This window comes from Bacillus sp. J41TS8 (assembly GCF_018333035.1).
GTDB lineage: Bacteria > Bacillota > Bacilli > Bacillales > Bacillaceae > Bacillus > Bacillus paralicheniformis.
In genome coordinates this window covers 50776-69085 of the sequence record NZ_BORF01000003.1, presented here as the reverse complement: position 1 = coordinate 69085, position 18310 = coordinate 50776, and the positions used below count along the sequence as shown (strand labels likewise).

The following is an 18310-nucleotide window of genomic DNA, read 5'->3' as shown; positions in this document are numbered from 1 at the left end:
CATATACTTAAACTTTTTAAATCGGAAGGAGGAGCATACGATGCTGCAAACAGAAAGAGTTCACAATCTCGCTTATGTCAACGGCGATTTGTCGGGTTTTCTGAACCATCTTGAAGAATCTTTTGTCAACCGGAATGAGGGGGCTTTTATCGCAACGGTAAATCCTGAGATCGGCTATGCGGCTGCCAAAAATGAAGAGTATTTTAAAACCGTTTCTTCAGCAGACTTTATTCTTCCGGACGGCATCGGCATCGTCCTGACATCAAAGCTGATCAACAGCCGGTTAAAATCGCGGATCGCTGGGTACGATGTATTTGTAAATCTTCTTGGTATGGCTGACAGCAAAAAGAAAAGGGTCTTTTTATACGGGGCTAAGCCTGAAGTGATCGAAGCGGTCGTTGAGCGGATATCAAATGAATACCCAGGGATTGAGCTGGCCGGATATTCAGACGGTTACGTAATAGACAGGGAGGCGGTTGCCAAGCAGATCGCTGACGCTCAGCCTGATATGGTGTTTGTCGCTCTGGGATACCCGCATCAGGAGAGTTTTATTTTTGAGCATAAACATCTATTTCCGCAGGCCATTGCGATCGGAATCGGCGGGAGCTTTGACGTATTCAGCGGAAATGTGAAAAGAGCTCCGAAAATGTTTATCAAGCTGAATCTTGAGTGGATGTACCGTCTGCTGACAAACCCGTCCAGATGGCGACGGATGCTGAACATTCCAAAGTATGTGTTTTCCGTCTTAAAAGAGGAGAAGCTTCAAAAACAGCAGCACTACTATCCGGAGCAGATGAAAGAACAGTCAAAAATTGATGCGTAGAAAAGAGATTGAATAACGGTATGAATATACGTTCGTTACTGATCATGTTTTATTCGGCCTGGCTTTTTATGATCGGATTTATTTTCAGTCGGGTCAAACCGCAAAACAGAGCCGTTCTTCTCGTTTCCTTTCCAGACAACGCGAGAGCGATTCTGAATGAATACAAAAGCGGACGCCATCCGTATGAAATGGAAGTGCTTTTTACGCGGCATACGATGCCCCTCACGGCGGAGTTTTCATCGATCCAGTCAACAGTGATCGATGAAAAGAATCCATTTCATTTGATAAAAGCTGTTTACAGCATGTTCAGAAGCAAAGTTGTCATTACCGACAATTATTTTTTATTGACGAGCGTGCTGAACAGGCGGCCGCAGACGAAGTGCATCCAGATTTGGCATGCGAACGGCGCTCTGAAAAAATTCGGGCTTGAGGACATCGGAATTCAACACAGAACCGTCCGCGATATCAAACGGTTTAAACAAGTTTACGCTTCATATGATTATATTGTCGTCGGCTCGGAGAAGATGGCTGACATTTTCAAACGGTCATTCGGGGCAAAAAACGATCAGTTTTTGCGGACAGGCGCTCCATTGACCGATCAGTATTTTGAAACCGTCGGTAACCATGCGCGTTCTTCAAGTCAAAAGGTTATTCTTTATGTCCCCACTTACAGAGACTATGACATGGCCAATATCCATCTCCCTTTTTCAAAAGAACAGCTTTCCGGAGACTTAAAGGGAGAATATTTGCTGTTGGTCAAATTGCATCCTGCAGTGCGTGGCAATATCAAGCTTGACGAATATGAAGGCCTGATAAAAGACGTTTCAGATCTTCCCTTAAAAGACCTGTTATATGAAAGTGACATATTGATTTCAGATTATTCATCGGTTCCTTTCGAATACGCCCTGCTTCATAAACCGATGCTGTTTTATACGTATGACATGGCGGAATATGATCAAAAGCGGGGGCTGATCAATGACTTTGAGGCCATCATTCCGGGGAAGGCCTGTGTCAATCGGGACATGCTACTGGAAGAGCTGAAAAACATTCATCAAAACAGCGAAAAGATTGAACGTTTTTCACAGGAATGGAATCAATATTCACAAGGAGATGCGAGCCGGAGGCTGCTGAAATTTGTCGGTTCTCGAATGAATACTGGTAGCCCGAAATGACTTCAAAAAATATATTAATGCTGATACAGTGTAACACCCGCCTTCAGTGGACAAATATCGCAATGATCCGAACACTGATCTGACAGGTTCGGATCATTGACGTGTCTGGCCTTTAGCCATATACGGATTTTGTCCGAAACCAAATAAAAAAGACGGCGTCTTATATATTGTAGGTAATTTAGTCGATTTTTATATATAATAATGGTTGGATTTTACCGAAATGAGAACATGGAAACCAGGAAGGAGTTCATAATGATCTATGCAGAAATTTTAGCGGGCGGCAAAGGCTCCCGCATGGGAAATGTGAACATGCCGAAACAGTTCCTTTCCTTAAACAAAAGACCGATTATCATCCATACTGTTGAAAAATTTCTATTAAACGACCGTTTTGATAAAATTTTGATTGTGTCACCGAAAGAATGGATTAACCATACCAAAGATATTTTGAAGAAATTTATCGGTGAAGACAGCCGCCTGGTTGTTGTCGAAGGCGGAAGTGACCGCAACGAATCCATCATGAACGGAATTCGTTACATTGAGAAAGAATTCGGTATTCAGGATGACGATATTATCGTCACCCATGATTCAGTGCGGCCTTTTTTAACCCATCGGATTATCGAAGAAAACATTGATGCAGCTCTTAAGTATGATGCAGTTGACACAGTCATTTCGGCAATCGACACGATCATTGCTTCCGAGGATAAAGAATTCATCTCCGACATCCCTGTCAGAGATACGATGTTTCAAGGTCAGACTCCGCAAAGTTTCCGCATCAAAAAGCTGGTCGACCTGTATGAACAGCTGTCAGATGAACAAAAAGCTGTCTTGACAGACGCCTGCAAAATTTGTTCACTCGCTGGAGAAAAAGTAAAGCTCGTACGCGGGGAAGTTTTTAATATTAAAGTCACGACACCTTATGATCTAAAAGTTGCGAATGCTATCTTACAGGAGAGAATTTCCCAATGATTAATCAAACCTATCGGCTAGTTTCACCCCGTCAGTTTGAAGTTACCTATAAAGATAAGGTCATCAATTCTGATAAAGTTGTCATTCGTCCGACACACCTGTCGATCTGTGCAGCTGACCAGCGCTATTATACGGGTTCCCGCGGAAAAGAAGTCATGGACAAAAAGCTGCCCATGGCATTGATTCATGAAGGTATCGGAAAGGTTATGCATGACCCGACCGGTACATTCAAAGTCGGTACCCGTGTCGTCATGGTACCGAATGCTCCAACTGAACAGCATGAAATCATTGCTGAAAATTACTTGCGTACAAGCCGTTTTCGTTCAAGCGGCTATGACGGTTTCATGCAGGATTATATGTTTATGGATCCGGACCGGCTGGTTGAGCTGCCTGATAATTTAAATCCTCGGGTAGCGGCTTTTACTGAACTTATTACGATCACGATGCATGCGCTCAGCCGTTTTGAACGAATTGCTCATCATAAACGTGATATTTTTGGCGTTTGGGGAGACGGTAATTTAGGATTTATCACATCGCTCATCCTGAAAAAGCGTTATCCAAACAGCAAAGTTTATATTTTTGGAAAGACGCCTTATAAGCTTGACCACTTTTCTTTTGTCGATGCGGTATATCAAATTAACGATATACCGGATGATGTCAAATTGGACCACGCGTTTGAATGTGTCGGGGGCCGCGGCAGCGAAAGTGCGGTTCAGCAAATGATCAACCATGTGGAGCCTGAAGCATCCCTTGCTCTTCTCGGCGTATCCGAGTATCCGGTAGAGATTGAAACAAGAATGGTTCTGGAAAAAGGCATTACATTGATCGGAAGCAGCCGGAGCGGACGGGAAGATTTCGTCCGGACGGTTGACTTTTTAGCAGAATACCCTGAAGTCGCAGAATATTTGGAGACGCTTATCGGAGGATGCCACCCTGTTCACAGCATCGAGGATATCACCAATGTGTTTGAAGCGGATTTAACATCCTCTTGGGGTAAAACCGTGATTGAATGGGAAATTTAAAAAGTGAAAAAAAGCTTAACATATGCAGTGAAAATTTTGTTTCAGTGGACCTACCGTATATTGGTCGTGCTTTTTCCAGTCAATAAGCAAAAGATTGTGATTGCTTCCTACCGGGAAGAAAAAATGAGCGATAATTTTAAGTGGGTCTATGACCAAATAAGGCAAGATCCCTCTTTGCAGTTTAAGCTGCTGTTCAAAAAGATGGATAACGGTTTGCTGGGCAAATTAAAGTACTTTTGTCATTTGCTAAAAGCACTTTACCATATCGCAACATGCCGCGTGTTGCTGCTTGACGACTATTACTTTCCGTTATACGTCATTAAAAAAAGAAAAGAAACGGTCGCCATTCAGCTCTGGCATGCCTGCGGGGCGTTTAAAAAATTCGGGTACAGCTTGAAAGACAAGCCTTCAGGACCTTCTTCCGAGTACTTAAAAATCGTTCCGGTTCATTCCAACTATGATTATGCGATTGTCAGTTCGCCGGCTGCCGTTTCTCATTTTGCTGAGGCTTTTCAAATGCCTGAGGACAAGGTCTTGGCGCTGGGAGTCCCAAGGACTGACTACTTTTACAACAATGCCCGCCTTCATCAGCTGAAAGCGGAATTTGAAAAAGCCTATCCTTCTCTAAAAGGGAAGAAAAAGCTGTTGTATGCGCCGACATTTCGCGGAAGCGGCCATCACCAGGAAAACAAATCGCTTACTTTAGATTTGTCCGCGTTTAAACACGCTTTAAACGAAAAAGATTTTGTGGTGATGGTCCATCTTCATCCATATATGCGCCAACATGTGCAAATTGAAAATGACGATTTCGTCATCGATTTTGAGGATCAATACTCGCTTTATGATCTTATGGCTCTATCTGACGCATTAATTACGGATTATTCATCGGTTATTTTTGAATATAGCATTCTCCAGCGCCCGATTTATTTTTATTGTCCTGATTTAGAGGAATATTTAAAGGAGCGGGACTTTTATTATCCTTTTGAATCATTCGTTCCAGGGCCTATTTCAAAGAATGTGACATCGTTGGCTGAAGATATCATCCGCTTTGAACATCCTGACACAACAAAAATTAAAGATTTTTCAAAGACATTCATCGTTCACCAGGATGGCCAATCTTCAAGGCGTGTGGCTGAATTTGTTCGAACCTTTATAGCCAAGGCCGAATGAGGAGAAAGAGAGGAACAAATGTGAAAAAGTTAGCAAGAAAAATAAAAAACAGAGTTTTTCGAAAGAGGCAACAACGACAACATGGTGATTACGATTATGATCCTAAAGATTATAAGGTCTATTCCTTGTTTGATCGAACAAAAGTTGTTAAAGAAAACGAACGGGTGCCGGTTCGGAAAATTTCCAACTTTTCCTGGAACGGCTCAATATTAAACCTTTCCGGATATATGTATATACAGGGACTGCCTTTATTAAAGGAGGATCAGGTTCGCAAAAGGCTTCTATTGGTCAATAACGGCTACCTCTTTAAAGCTGTGTCTTTGCGCGACTGTCCCGTGAACAAAACAGCCGCCGCAGGTGATTTAAACGGTACAGTGCTGAATCAGTACAAGTGGGCCGGCTTTGAGCAGCAGATCAATTTTTCAAAGCTGGTCAAGGATAAGCCTCTGCCGGCAGGCGAGTATAAACTGTTTTTGGAAATCGAAGTTGTCGATGATCAAAACGTCAAGCACCAGGAAGTGCATACGGTCGGAAACGTAAGCAACTTTTTGAAAAATGATGTGTACTCTGCCAAAATGGAGTTTCATTCAGCGAAAAAACAAATGAAATTTAATTTGATTGTCACCTATGATGAGACTGAGAAGACGATCAACTTGTCGAGTAATAAACTTCAAGAAATTGATCCCGCCCTGCTTGAAATGGACACCGGCAAAGAGGCGAGCCGTCTGAAGCGGAAGCTCAACACCAGCTTGTTTAAAGCGGCTTACGTATTTTGCAATATTTTTCCGATTAAATCTAATAAAATTGTTTTTGCCTCAGACAGCCGTGTCGACATGTCGGGAAACTTTGAATTTGTTTATGAAGAGTTGTTAAAACGGGACGATGACTTTGATTTTAAATTTTTCTTAAAGGGCAGTATCCGTGACCGTAAGACTTTACCGGAAATGCTGTCGATGGCTTATCACTTTGCGACAAGCAAAATCATTTTTATTGATGATTTTTATCCTTTGATTTATCCGCTGAAAATCCGCAAAAATGCAGAGCTTGTTCAGCTTTGGCATGCTGTGGGAGCGTTTAAAACATTCGGGTACAGCCGGATCGGCCTCCCTGGCGGACCGTCTCCGCATTCCAAGAACCATAAAAACTATACGAAAGTTATCGTAAGCTCCGAAAGCATCCGGAAGCATTACGCAGAAGGTTTTGGCGTCAGCATCGATAATGTTATCGCGACCGGAGTACCAAGAACGGATTTCTTTTTTGACGAAACAAAAAAAGCGCTTGTGAAAGAGCGGCTCTACACGGAGTTTCCTTTTTTGAAGGACAAAAAGGTGATCTTGTTTGCACCTACTTTCCGCGGAAATGGCCAGCAATCTGCCCATTATCCTTTTGAAGTACTGAATTTTGAGCGTTTGTATCATGAATTAAAAGATGAATATATCTTTTTATTTAAGATTCATCCGTTTGTCAAAAATGATATCAACATTCCTTACCAGTATAGCGACTTTTTCTACGATTTCTCCTCATTTAGGGAGATCAATGAATTGCTTTTGGTGACGGATATACTTGTAACCGATTATTCATCCGTCTGCTTTGAATATGCTCTTTTGAATAAACCGATGATTTTCTTCAGCTATGATGTTGATGATTATATTCGCAAACGCGACTTTTACTATGACTATTTTTCATTTATTCCAGGGCCGCTCGCGAAAACGTCTGAGCAAATGATTTCAATCATTAAAAATGAGGACTACAACTTTGAAAAGATCGATTCTTTTGTCCGCTATTTCTTTGATGACTTGGACGGAAAAGCGAGCGAACGTGTTGTGGATCAAATTGTTTATTTGCCGGAAGAAGATCAGACTATCGACTTAAAATGATCATGTAAAGAGACTCGAAAACATATTCGAGTCTCTTTTTATATCTACCGATAAACCGGCACATCGTAATACGGTGTATAGTCATCAAGCAATACATATAGACCGTACATTCTCCCCACCTGCTTATAAGCCCAGCCGACATCTGTCGCATATTGGTGAAGGGCATTCGGAGACCACCTCATTTTATAGAGCGTGTCCTGTTTGTAAGTCGGGTGGTGAATGTATTTTTCACCGATGAATTTGGCTCCGCCCATAATGGCGGCTTCAGGTGTGAACCACCCTTGTTCATAGGCGTATTTTGCACCGTAGTAAAGTGGGTTGCTGTCGTAAGCCCCGACGCCGTACATATTGTAAACCTTTTTGCCGTTGAACATCGTTCCTTTGGCTAACTCGGAAGTTCCGTTGCCCGTCTCAAGGAGCGAGTGCGAAATGAGGTACAGTTCATTGATGCTGTATGCTCTCGCCGCATCAATGAACGCTTGGCCTTTGCCTGTCAAAATCCCTTTATTATAAAGGATTTTTGCATTGACTTCGGCGGCATTCAATCCGGCCGTTTGCGACAGTTTTAAAAATTGGAAGTATGCCGAGCTGTCTTGTGTGAAATTTTTCGGATTGACATATTTCTCGACTTCATCCCTGCTGGCATTTCGCCAATTCATTCTGATTTTTGCCCAGCCGTTTTCCTGGGAGATGATGTTGACTTTATCCCCTTTTTGCAGCTGTCCGATGATGTTGCCGCTTGTCACAAGGGGGGTTGACCTGATATTCAGCAGATCAGCCGTGACGGTTTGATTCGCCGTATTGATGTAGCTCAATGAAACATATGCCGACGCATCCGTTTGCGGGCTGACTTTCATCTGTTTGTCGACCATCTGACTGAGCGTGATTCCGTAGTCAGTCGTTGTGATTTGCGGGCCGTTTTTCACTTTGATGACATTCACCGGCCAGCCGTAATTCGTTTTGATCCGATTGGCGGCAGCATCCGCACGGTCTTTCCCTGTAAATAGTTCATTGATTGAGATGTGAAACAGGCTGACCGACTTTGTTTGGTAAGTTGCGCTGACATTGTTCTTCTTAAAGACATTCAATCCCTTGTCGAGATCTGCTTTACTTGTGATCTGACCTGTCGTCACCCGGTACTGCCTATAGCCGTACTCACCCGTTTGTTCAATCTTGCCCGGTATATTCTGCTTGCTGAAAAATCCGAGCGCTTGCTGTAATTTCTCCGTTCCGATCATAGCTTCCGAACTCAGTTTGTACCGGCTGTAATATTGGCCGGTCTTCACGGCCTCTGCGTGAATGCCTGCTTCTTTAAAGAAATTGAGCGCCTTCGTCACTTTGTCCTGTTCGTATACGGATTCCGTCGTCAGCTGATAATGGCTGTACACTTTTTTTCCTGTTGGTCCGGCCGTTCCCGCCGCACCGTTTTTCTTAAAGAATTCCAGTCCTTTATTGATTCGCGCTTGGACGGCTGTTTCGCCGGACGCGATCCGGAAGCGGCTGACGGTCGTGCTGCCGGCGCTTTGAGCAGAAGCCTGAATGTTTTTGTTTTTGAAAAACCGGATGCCGTCGTTTGCTTTCTTTTGATCTGAAAGCGGGACGGAAACGATCCTGAAGGATGTCTGCTTTTTTCCCGTCTTTGCAGCAGTATAACGCCACGTTTTCTTTTTGAAAAAGGCGTCGATTTTTTTGAGGTTTTGACTGTCTACGCTTTTCATGCTTACGATCCAGAAGCGCGTACCTTTTACTTTTTCCGTGCTTGAAGTGAGACCGGTATTCTTTTTAATTTGTCCGGCGGCATTTTTCGCGCTCTTTTCGTCATTAAAATATCCCGATTTCACATTGTAAAGCTGTGCCGGCTGACCGGCAGCTTCATATGCCCCTTTGACCTTGAGTTCTTTTTCAAACTGCTTCAGCAGATTTTTTGCGTTTGTTTCGCCTTGTATCGAACCTGTCGCAATTTTATATCTGGGCTGTTGTTTCTTTACTGTTTCTATCGTTCCTTTAAGGGCAGTTTCTTTTTCAAATCGGACAAGCAGGCTTTTCGCTTTGCTCTCATCTGCGATTTCTCCTGAATAAAGCTTGACGAGCGCTTGCCCCGCTCCGTATGGTGCGTACGACGCTTTGAGGCCTGTCTCTTTTTGAAAACGGTCGAGGATGGCTTTCGTATTGTCTTCGCCTTCGATTCCTCCCGTGACGACCTTCACGTAAGCTTCCCTGTTTCCTGCAATTGTATAGGTCGCTTTCAGACCGGTTTCTTTTTCAAATTGGAGCGCCCATTCTTTGGCTTTTGCTTCACCGGCAAATTCCTTTGATACCGCTTTGGAAAACGGTTCTTTCTGTCCAACCGGACCATAGGACGCCTTCAAGCCGGTTTCTTTTTCAAACTGCAAAAGCAGATTTTTTGCTCTGCTCTCCCCTTCGACACCTTCTGATGTCAAAACGTATGTTGTGCCGTTTTTTCCTGAAGGTTTGACCTCGGCTTTCCATCCCGTGTCCTTTTTCAGTTGTTCTGCCGCTTTGAGTGCTGCGCTTTCGCTATTAAACTCTTTTGTTGTTTCAATTTTGTAGACGGAAGTATCGGTATACGCTGCTAAAGCAGGGATTGCCGGGACTGCCGTATGTATGAGCAAAATGATTGCAGCAAAAATAACGGTTTTTCTAATGTTTTTCACATTCTCTACTCCCCTCGCCTATAAGCCTCCCAATTTCAAAAACTTGCTTTCTCTTTTTATCGGCGAGCCGGAATATTTTTTCATACAATAAAAAAGCTTAACGGCCTTCTTTTGCAGACCGTCAAGCTTTTTATATGTGTGACACGATGAGTTCGCATGTTCCTTCTATTGTAAAATCATTGGTTTCGGCCGGAAGGATAAAATTTGTTCCTTTGCTGATCGGAAATAATTCGCCGCCCTGAGTGAGCTTTCCTTCTCCTTCAATCACGCTGCATAGCAGGAAAGGGGCATCCTGGGTCAGCTCAGCGGCACCGTTGATCTCCCATTTGTATACGGAGAAGTATTCGGCTTCAACAAATGTCTTAATGGTAATACCTTTTTGAGTTTCTGTCGATTCGTCAACATAGCTATCAACGTGCGGTACTGTTGTGACATTGATCGCCTGTGTCAGGTGAAGTTCGCGCTTTTCTCCATTTTGATCGGTCCGGTCATAATCATATACCCTGTACGTCGTATCGGAGCTCTGCTGTGTCTCCAGAACGACCGTCCCTTCGCAAAGAGCGTGAATCGTGCCGCTTGGCACATAATAAAAATCGCCCGGCTTGATTTTGATCCGCCTTAACAGGTTGTCCCAATCACCGCTGTTGATCATGGTGACCAGCTCTGTCCGCGTTCTTGCCGTGTGGCCGTAAACAAGCTCGGCTCCTTCTTTGCAATCGATGATATACCAGCATTCTGTCTTACCGAGTTCCCCGTTTTCGTGTTCTCCTGCATAATAGTCATCCGGGTGGACTTGAACGGAAAGGTCCTGATTGGCATCAAGTATTTTCGTTAACAGCGGAAAACGGTCTCCCTCTACACCGCCGAACAATTCGCGATGCTCGTCCCAAAGCTCGGCAAGCGTTTTTCCTTTGTAAGGACCCGAAGCAACGATGTTTGGCCCGTTTGGATGGGCGGAAATGGCCCAGCATTCACCTGTTAAATCAGAGGGAATGTCATAGCCGAATGTCTCGCGCAAAGCCGTTCCCCCCCAGATCCTCTCTTTAAACTCAGGCTGCAGAAATATCGGTGATTGCGGCATGAAGCCATCTCCTCCCTTAATTCACGATTGTCTTATATAAATAAAACGCTTTCTTTTATTGATAGACATGTATGATGAAATATAAACCTTTTCATATTCATTATGACGTTATCTCAATAGAAGTCAATGCCGGAAAGGAAAGACAGAAGCCCCGGTGGCTTCTGTCTCTGTTTATGCAAGCTCAATAATGCGCTGGTTTGAGCTTCCTCTGTAAAGGAGCGTCAAATCCCTTTTTTTGATTTCGAACGGGCCGTCTACCAGGACATCGCAATAGGCCAGCAAAGCGCTGTGTTTTTCATTCTTCAAGATCTGTTCGTACGTATAGCCGCTGTAAAGCCAGATGTCCTTTTCGGAATGCTGCTTAATTTTCTCAGACAGTTCGATCAGTTCGCCTGCATGCAAAAGCGGCTCCCCTCCTGAATAGGTGACGTTTGTAAGCGGGTTTTTCATAATTTCATCAAATACTTCGTCTACACTCATATCAAATCCGTTATTGATATTCCAGCTTTGCTTATTATGGCAGCCTTCACACATATGCGGGCAGCCCGCCAAAAACACGACTGTTCTCAGTCCTTCTCCGTCTACGATGCTGTCATGGATAATATTCATCACTTTCATAGATGCTTCACTCTGTCCTTTTCTTCTTGTCTTTTCGCCGAATTCCACTTTGACATATCTCCGACTAAATATCCTGTAATCCGTCTGATCCGTTCAATCAAAGTCTCATCCCGGTTTTTGCACTGCGGGCACTCGTTATCTATGATTCCGGTAAATCCGCACGCCTTGCAGTGATCGACAGGATGGTTAATCGAGGCGTAGCCCATGCCAGACCGGCGCATGGCGGTCACAAGCATGTCCATCGCTTTAATGTTCTTTTTCGGGTCTCCATCCAGCTCGATGTAGCTGATGTGCCCCCCATTGCACATCAAGTGGAACGGCGCTTCTTTTCTGATCTTTTCGATTGCAGTCAGCTTATAGTGAACAGGGATGTGAAACGAATTCGTATAGTACATCCGGTCTGTGACATTGTGGATCGAACCGAACTCCAATTTGTCCTTTTTGACAAATTTCCCTGAAAGTCCTTCTGCCGGTGTGGCGATCAAGGAAAAGTTCAGCTTGTGTTTTTCTGTGGCTTCATCTGCCTTATCTCTCATCAATTGAACGATTTTTTTGCCGAGTTCGAACGACTCTTCGCTCTCCCCGTGATGTTTTCCGGTCAATGCAGTCAAAGCTTCAGCCAGCCCGATAAATCCGATGCTCAATGTTCCGTGCTTTAGCACATCCTCTAGCGTGTCCTCAGGATCGAGCTTCTCGCTTTCATGCCAGATGCCTTGCGAATAAAGGAATTTAAAGTCTTTTGCTCTTTTTTTGCATTGAAAGGCGTACCGTTCAAGCAGCTGTTGAATCGTTAAATCCATGTAGCGGTTTAACAAGGCAAAAAACTGTTCAACGTTTTCGCTGAGCAGCCCTATTTTGACAATGTTGATCGATGTGAATGACAAATTCCCTCTGCCGACGCTGTTTTCTTTTCCATGAATATTGGACATGACGCGCGTTCTGCATCCCATATAAGCGATTTCGCTTTCCGGCGTTCCGTCATAAAAAGGTTTATTCACGGGCGAGTCGATAAAGCTGAAGTTCGGAAACAGCCTTTCAGCGCTCGTTTCCAATGCAAGCCGGTACAAGTCATAGTTAGGGTCTGTTTTATCGACGTTGACACCGTCTTTCATTTTAAAGATCTGAATCGGAAAAATCGGCGTCTCACCCTTGCCGAGACCTGCTTTTGTCGCTTTAAGAATATTTTTGATCAAAAGGCGGCCTTCCCTTGACGTATCCGTTCCGTAATTAATTGAAACAAACGGAACCTGCCCGCCGCCCCGCGAATGCATGCTGTTGGCATTATGTATAAAGGCTTCGCACGCTTGGTAAGTTGTGTTGTCCGTTTCTTCCCACGCTCTTTCCCTTATCTCTTCTTCTGTCAAAGTTGTCGGGTATTGTTTGATTTTCGCGAGATGCTTTTCGTACGTTTTCCGGACGTAAGGCGCCAGATCGTAATCGAACATCGGGAATGACTGGCCGCCATGCTGCATATTTTGATTCGATTGAAAAATGATGGATGCGAGTGACAATGCGCTCATAATGTCCTTCGGTTCCCTGAGGGAGCCGTGGCCTGTGTGGAATCCGTCTGTTAACAGCCGGCCCAAAGGTATTTGGCAGCAAGTCGTTGTCCCGCTCGGCATATAGTCTAAATCGTGCGGGTATATAAAGTTGTCTTCGACTGCTTTCTTGATTTCCGGCGACATTAAGTAATGGAGCGCATAATGTCTGGAACTCTCGGATGCAAACCGGCTCATTTGCCCCATCGGGGAGCGGCCGTCTACGTTGGCATTTTCCTGCATAATATCGTGATCTCCATACCCGACGATATCATGAAATGTTTCTGTCAATTGTAATAATCCCTGTTCTTTAAAGCCTGTTGTCATCCTAATCTCTCCTAAAAAGTAGCATATATAGTATCCATTTATTCATTAGACACTATATATTGATATTAGCACAAATTACATTCGTCAAATTTAGCAATTTGGTGACGTTATTCGAAAACGGTTATAAAAAAAACGCCCCGGACAAAATGTCCCGGTGCGCCTGCGGCAAAATTACTTGTAATCGATCGTCATTTGTTTCGGAGGTTTTCTTTGTTTCGTCCGCTTTTCGATCCAGACGGTTGCAAGCGGGGTCAGAAGCGAGGTGACAATGACGCTTGTCGCGATGATCGCGGTCGCTGAATCAGCTACCGGCGCAAACACGGGGTTTGCATCGGCAAGCGCATACGGCACGGCTACAGCAGCCCCTGCCGTTGATGATGCCGCTACGCCCGCGACACCGTCACCTCTTGCGACAAAGCGGTCCAGCAGATATAGAGTAGCACCTGAGAGAACAACGACTGATACGCCGACAACAATGCCTAAAAGGCCAGATTGGATCAACATTTTAAAATCGAGCGTGTTTCCAAGTGAAAATGCGAAGAACGGAATGATCGCCGGTACGACTTTTCCGAACAAATCGCGCAATTCAGAGTCAAGGTTCCCGAGAATGCAGCCGAGTAAAAACGGAATGACGGTTGCAGCCAGCGTCTCCCAAGGAAATGCCGCGAGCCCTGTCACACCGAAAGTGACCATCGTCATAAACGGGCCCGATTCCGTGCTGATAAAGGCAAAAGCACCGGCATCTTCCTTTCTTCCCATATGGTTCATTAAAGCCAAATACAGACCGCCGTTCGTTTCATTCATAACAGCGACAATCGCCAGCACGGACAGTCCCGCAAAAAACCCGCTTTGAATGCCTTCGTCTGGAATGAACTGCGCTGCGATCAAACCCAATAATGCGGCAAAGCCGACTTTGCCGAGCAGAAGCGTCAGTCCCTTCCTCGCAATATATCCTGAAGAACGAAAATCTATTGTCGCGCCAACGCAAAAGATAAATACCCCTAAAATCGGCAGCGTTCCGGTAATCAGGGCGCCTGTAAATCCGCCGAAAAACTCCGCGGTCCCCGGAGCAAACGTATTCAGCGTTGCGCCCAGAAAGAGCGGAATGATCATCATGCCGCCCGGCACACGTTCAATCGTTGCTTTAATTTTCATCATTTTTTCTCCCATTCTAAAAATTAATGAAAAAGCAAAGCTGTCGATCTTGCAAAACCTGAAGTCTTTTCACGCTGCGCACGCTTTATTTCTGCCGAACCCGCCGCTGAAAGATGCGCTGGAGATCCGCTTCTGACACTTTGTTCAGCTGGCTTCCCACTCCTACTGCCAATGCTCCGGCATCGAGCCATTTCTCCACATCGCCGGGATGAATCCCTCCGGTTGGTATGAATCGTACCTTCGGAAAGGGACCGGCGAGGTTCTTCATGTAAGGAATCCCGGAGGTCCCCCCCGGAAACAGCTTAAGAACCCGAAAACCCTTTGAGACCGCTTCCATAATTTCGCTTGGTGTTAATACGCCGGGAATAAAAAACGTATGCAATGAGGCGGCTTCCTCAGCCAGTTTTTCCGAAAAGCCCGGGCTGACGATGAATTTTGCCCCCGCCGCCGCGGCTTCCCTCGCCTGTTCGCTTTCAACCACTGTTCCGGCTCCGACAAGGAGACCGTCTTTTCCTGCAAATTTTTTAATCAACTCAGACGCTCCCGGCGTCGTATATGTGATTTCAATCGCAGTAATCCCTTTGTCGATCAGTCTGTGAATGCCTTCCTCAGCGGCCTCCTTATCGCCTGCGCGGACGACTGCGATCAGCCCGGCCTCGGCCAGCTGCTCTTGCACTTTTCCGATCATAGACATTTCCATTACGGTCAACCTCCTATTTTTTGGTTGTTTTCCTCTGCTGCCATAAAAGCTTTCAATTGATCCCTTGACGGCAGACCGTCCATATCCCCCGGAGCCATGACGGCCAGCGCTCCGATCGCATTTGCCCTCTGAACCGCTTCTTCCAGCGGAAGTCCGTCTAAAAGGCCGCTGATCATGCCGACGGCAAAACCGTCACCAGCGCCAACGGTATCAACAACCTTTTCCACCTCATAACCCGGTACATAACCTTCTTTTTCCGATGTACGGTAATAAGCCCCTTCTTTTCCAAGCTTGATGACAATCACCTTGACCCCCTGCATCACATAATATTGAGCGATATCCTCGGGAGAATTGCAGCCTGTCAGGAGTTTTCCCTCATTGATCCCCGGCAGAAACCAGTCTGCCTGCGCGGCGATCTCATTAATCGTATGAACCATTGTCTGCTGGTCCGGCCAAAGCTGGAAGCGGAGATTCGGGTCAAACGAAATCGTCTTCCCGTCTTTTTTCATCTGGTGAACGGCGTGGCGGGCAAAGCCCCGCATTTCCCTTGAAAGGGCAGGAGGTATGCCTGTCACATGCATATGTTTGGCTTGCTTGAAATACTCTGCCGGGTAGTCATCAATGCTCATCGTGCTTGCGGCTGATCCGCTCCGGTAATATGTGACATCAGGGTCCCCGCTTTCAACCTTTGACTTGAGCAGTATACCCGTCTGCCGGTCTGCAGTGCGTTTGACTTCAGAGATGTCGACGCCTTCTTTTTTCAATTCATTTAAAATAAAGGTTCCAAGCGAATCGGCACCGACCTTGCTCATCCAGCCGACCCGAAAGCCCAGGCGCGACAGTCCGACGGCAACGTTTGTTTCCGCTCCGGCAAGAGCCTTGGAAAACGAAGAAGCCTCATGCAGTCCGCCTGTTTCATTTGCGTAAAACATAGCCATCGATTCTCCGAAGGTCATCACATCAAGCGACATGATTTCACTCCCCTTTCAAAATGGTACCGGTTTCAAACATAGTTGCGGAAAAACACTCCCCCTAAGTTTTCGGGTGCATGAGTGTTTCCGTTTGACAAGTTCTACAGCGACTGCCTGTGAACAAGCTCCGCCTCAAGCTGAATCGTCTGCGGAGCACTTTCATCCCCTTCAATCCGTTTGATGATCCGCTCCATGGCGACCCTGCCCATTTCATGCGACGGCTGGGCGATGGTCGTAATGCCCGGACCGATCAATTTATACCATTCGGTATCATCAAATCCGGCAATTCCGATGTCTTCCGGAATCGAAATGCCAAGCTCATAAAGACAGCTGATGATTTTCAGCATTAGAAGCCCGTTGTTTCCAAGAATGGCTTTTTTCCCTTCTTTCATTTCCAAAAAGCTTTTGACGGACTGTAAAAGAGATTCTTTGTCTTTAACGTCAGCCTCATATACAAGAGGGATACCGCCGGCATTGCGTTCAAGCGCGATTTCTGTATAGGCGGAAACCCTTTCCTCCCTTGGACTGATCCCTTTAATCGGCTCGGTAAACAGACCGACCTGGGCATAGCCTTTGTCATACATGAGATTGACGATTTGACTTGTCACTTCGCGGTTGTTCGTTGTAACTGTATCGATCTTGAGCCCGGGCACTTTCCGGTCCACGAGCACAATCGACACATCCTGGCTGATTAAATCCATGAGCACATCGTTGTTTCTTCCCGTTGTATTCATAATCAGCCCTTCAATGTAATGCGCGTTCAGCTTGTGCAGCATCTCCCGTTCTTTTTCAGGACTGTTGTCCGTGTTGCAGACCATGATGCTGTACCCGTACTGATCGCAAACCTCTTCCACCCCTCTCAAGGTGGCAACTGAAAACGGGTTTGTAATATCCGCGACCAAAAATCCGATAACCTTGCTTTTTTTCACCTTCAGCCCCTGTGCCATCTGACTGGGGCGGTAATTAAGCTCCTCGATCGCTTTTTTGATGCTTTTCACCTTTTTCGGTGAGATGGCATCAATCTTCCCGTTGATATAACGGGAAACCGTTGATTTTGATACACCTGCATGTGCGGCTACTTCGTTGATGGTTACTTTCGCTGTTTGCTTATCCCTCATTCAAGTACTCCTATGACCTTATGATTTGAAACCGATTTCAAAAACTTTATACCATCAGCATATCACATCATTTAAAATTTGGAAGAGTCTTTTTTAATATTTCAAGATTGACCTTGACAATATTCAGAAAAAAGTGAAAAGACTGTTGACGATTTCCATTATTTACTTTACAATTCATGTTTGAAACCGTTACCAAAAACTTTGGCCCCTTCATTCAAGTCAGTCTAAAAACGTCCAATTCAAGGAGGAGAAGGTATGGAAAATCGTTATTCTGTTCATCCTGAACAAGCGAAACGATTCACAACCGCAGAGCTTCGCGAGCATTTTTTAATAGAGTCATTGTTTGTTGAAAACAAACTGAACATGGTTTATTCGCATGAAGACAGAGTCGTGATCGGCGGGGCCGTTCCAGTGAAGGAATCCATCGCGCTCGATGCCGGCGATTTTTTAAAAACGGACTATTTTCTGGAACGGCGCGAAATCGGAATTGTAAATGTCGGAAAACCCGGTGCGGTCAAAGTCGGTGATGAAGAATACGTACTGGAGCACAAAGATTTTCTGTATATCGGCCTGGGAAATAAAGACGTTTCTTTCTCAAGCTTGAATGAAGGCGGAGCCAAATTTTATTTCATCTCAGCGACCGCACACCAAAAGTATCCGGTGCAAAAAGCTTCGCTTTCAGAGCTTCCATACGATCATTTAGGAGAAGAAGCCTCTTCAAATGTCCGCAATCTATACAAAGTGATTCATGCAGACGGCATTCAAAGCTGCCAGCTGATGATGGGCATTACATTTCTTGAACCCAATAACACATGGAACACGATGCCGGCGCATGTTCATGACCGGCGGATGGAAGCTTATCTGTATCTTGACCTTGCTGAAGATGCAAAGGTGTTTCATTTCATGGGCGAACCGACGGAGACAAGGCACCTCGTCGTCGGCAACGAACAGGCAGTCATTTCACCGGCGTGGTCTGTCCACTCGGGCTCCGGCACATCCAACTACTGCTTTATATGGGCGATGGCCGGAGAAAACTACACATTTAAGGACATGGATGCTGTCCCGATGAATGTCATACGGTAAGGGCGTGAACGTGA

Annotated in this window: 15 protein-coding genes; 7 read left to right on the top strand and 8 right to left on the bottom strand. The window is 45.3% G+C overall.

What is annotated here, in order from left to right; all coding sequences use genetic code 11:
* Positions 1 to 43 precede the first annotated feature (43 nt).
* The 6 genes from KI350_RS05625 (at position 44) to KI350_RS05600 (ending at position 7030) form a co-directional block, all read left to right on the top strand.
* The gene (locus KI350_RS05625) at positions 44 to 823 is read left to right on the top strand and encodes a WecB/TagA/CpsF family glycosyltransferase (RefSeq protein WP_059232048.1); all 780 of its coding nucleotides are present in this window, start codon (positions 44 to 46) and stop codon (positions 821 to 823) included.
* 20 nt (positions 824 to 843) lie between these two features.
* Positions 844 to 1995 (top strand): CDP-glycerol glycerophosphotransferase family protein, encoded by a 1152-nt coding sequence (locus KI350_RS05620; RefSeq protein WP_059232027.1) that lies wholly within the window; start codon positions 844 to 846, stop codon positions 1993 to 1995.
* A 252-nt stretch (positions 1996 to 2247) separates the two neighbouring features.
* On the top strand, positions 2248 to 2961 hold the full coding sequence (locus tag KI350_RS05615; RefSeq protein WP_059232025.1) for an IspD/TarI family cytidylyltransferase: 714 nt from the start codon (positions 2248 to 2250) through the stop codon (positions 2959 to 2961).
* A complete protein-coding gene (locus KI350_RS05610; RefSeq protein ID WP_059232023.1) occupies positions 2958 to 3983 on the top strand; it encodes a ribitol-5-phosphate dehydrogenase in 1026 nt (341 codons plus the stop codon). The genes KI350_RS05615 and KI350_RS05610 overlap by 4 nt, the downstream gene beginning before the upstream one ends.
* A gap of 3 nt (positions 3984 to 3986) precedes the next feature.
* Positions 3987 to 5153 (top strand): CDP-glycerol glycerophosphotransferase family protein, encoded by a 1167-nt coding sequence (locus KI350_RS05605; RefSeq protein WP_059232020.1) that lies wholly within the window; start codon positions 3987 to 3989, stop codon positions 5151 to 5153.
* Positions 5150 to 7030 (top strand): CDP-glycerol glycerophosphotransferase family protein, encoded by a 1881-nt coding sequence (locus tag KI350_RS05600; RefSeq protein ID WP_059232018.1) that lies wholly within the window; start codon positions 5150 to 5152, stop codon positions 7028 to 7030. The genes KI350_RS05605 and KI350_RS05600 overlap by 4 nt, the downstream gene beginning before the upstream one ends.
* 44 nt (positions 7031 to 7074) lie before the next feature.
* Here the strand turns inward: KI350_RS05600 and KI350_RS05595 are convergent, their stop codons facing one another.
* The 8 genes from KI350_RS05595 to KI350_RS05560 all read right to left on the bottom strand — a co-directional run bounded on the left by KI350_RS05595 (position 7075) and on the right by KI350_RS05560 (position 17213).
* Complete coding sequence (locus KI350_RS05595) at positions 7075 to 9705, bottom strand: N-acetylglucosaminidase (RefSeq protein ID WP_065644243.1); 2631 nt, start codon at positions 9703 to 9705, stop codon at positions 7075 to 7077.
* 130 nt (positions 9706 to 9835) lie between these two features.
* Positions 9836 to 10786 carry a mannose-6-phosphate isomerase, class I gene (gene manA / locus KI350_RS05590; protein ID WP_059230799.1) on the bottom strand — a complete coding sequence of 317 codons (951 nt, stop codon included), beginning with the start codon at positions 10784 to 10786 and terminating at the stop codon, positions 9836 to 9838.
* Positions 10787 to 10957: 171 nt separating this feature from the next.
* Positions 10958 to 11404 (bottom strand): anaerobic ribonucleoside-triphosphate reductase activating protein, encoded by a 447-nt coding sequence (nrdG, locus tag KI350_RS05585; RefSeq protein WP_059230802.1) that lies wholly within the window; start codon positions 11402 to 11404, stop codon positions 10958 to 10960.
* The gene (locus KI350_RS05580) at positions 11401 to 13269 is read right to left on the bottom strand and encodes an anaerobic ribonucleoside triphosphate reductase (RefSeq protein ID WP_059230804.1); all 1869 of its coding nucleotides are present in this window, start codon (positions 13267 to 13269) and stop codon (positions 11401 to 11403) included. The genes nrdG and KI350_RS05580 overlap by 4 nt, the downstream gene beginning before the upstream one ends.
* 171 nt (positions 13270 to 13440) lie before the next feature.
* Entirely contained in the window at positions 13441 to 14424 is a 984-nt protein-coding gene (kdgT, locus tag KI350_RS05575; protein ID WP_059230806.1) for a 2-keto-3-deoxygluconate transporter, read from the bottom strand.
* An 85-nt stretch (positions 14425 to 14509) separates the two neighbouring features.
* Positions 14510 to 15124, bottom strand: a complete 615-nt coding sequence (locus KI350_RS05570) for a bifunctional 4-hydroxy-2-oxoglutarate aldolase/2-dehydro-3-deoxy-phosphogluconate aldolase (protein ID WP_059230807.1) — start codon at positions 15122 to 15124, stop codon at positions 14510 to 14512.
* A 5-nt stretch (positions 15125 to 15129) separates the two neighbouring features.
* A complete protein-coding gene (locus KI350_RS05565; RefSeq protein WP_059230809.1) occupies positions 15130 to 16095 on the bottom strand; it encodes a sugar kinase in 966 nt (321 codons plus the stop codon).
* 101 nt (positions 16096 to 16196) lie between these two features.
* Complete coding sequence (locus tag KI350_RS05560) at positions 16197 to 17213, bottom strand: LacI family DNA-binding transcriptional regulator (RefSeq protein ID WP_059230810.1); 1017 nt, start codon at positions 17211 to 17213, stop codon at positions 16197 to 16199.
* 255 nt (positions 17214 to 17468) lie between these two features.
* Here KI350_RS05560 and kduI point away from each other — a divergent pair, with 255 nt between their 5' ends.
* Entirely contained in the window at positions 17469 to 18296 is an 828-nt protein-coding gene (kduI, locus tag KI350_RS05555; RefSeq protein WP_020453163.1) for a 5-dehydro-4-deoxy-D-glucuronate isomerase, read from the top strand.
* Positions 18297 to 18310: the final 14 nt, after the last annotated feature.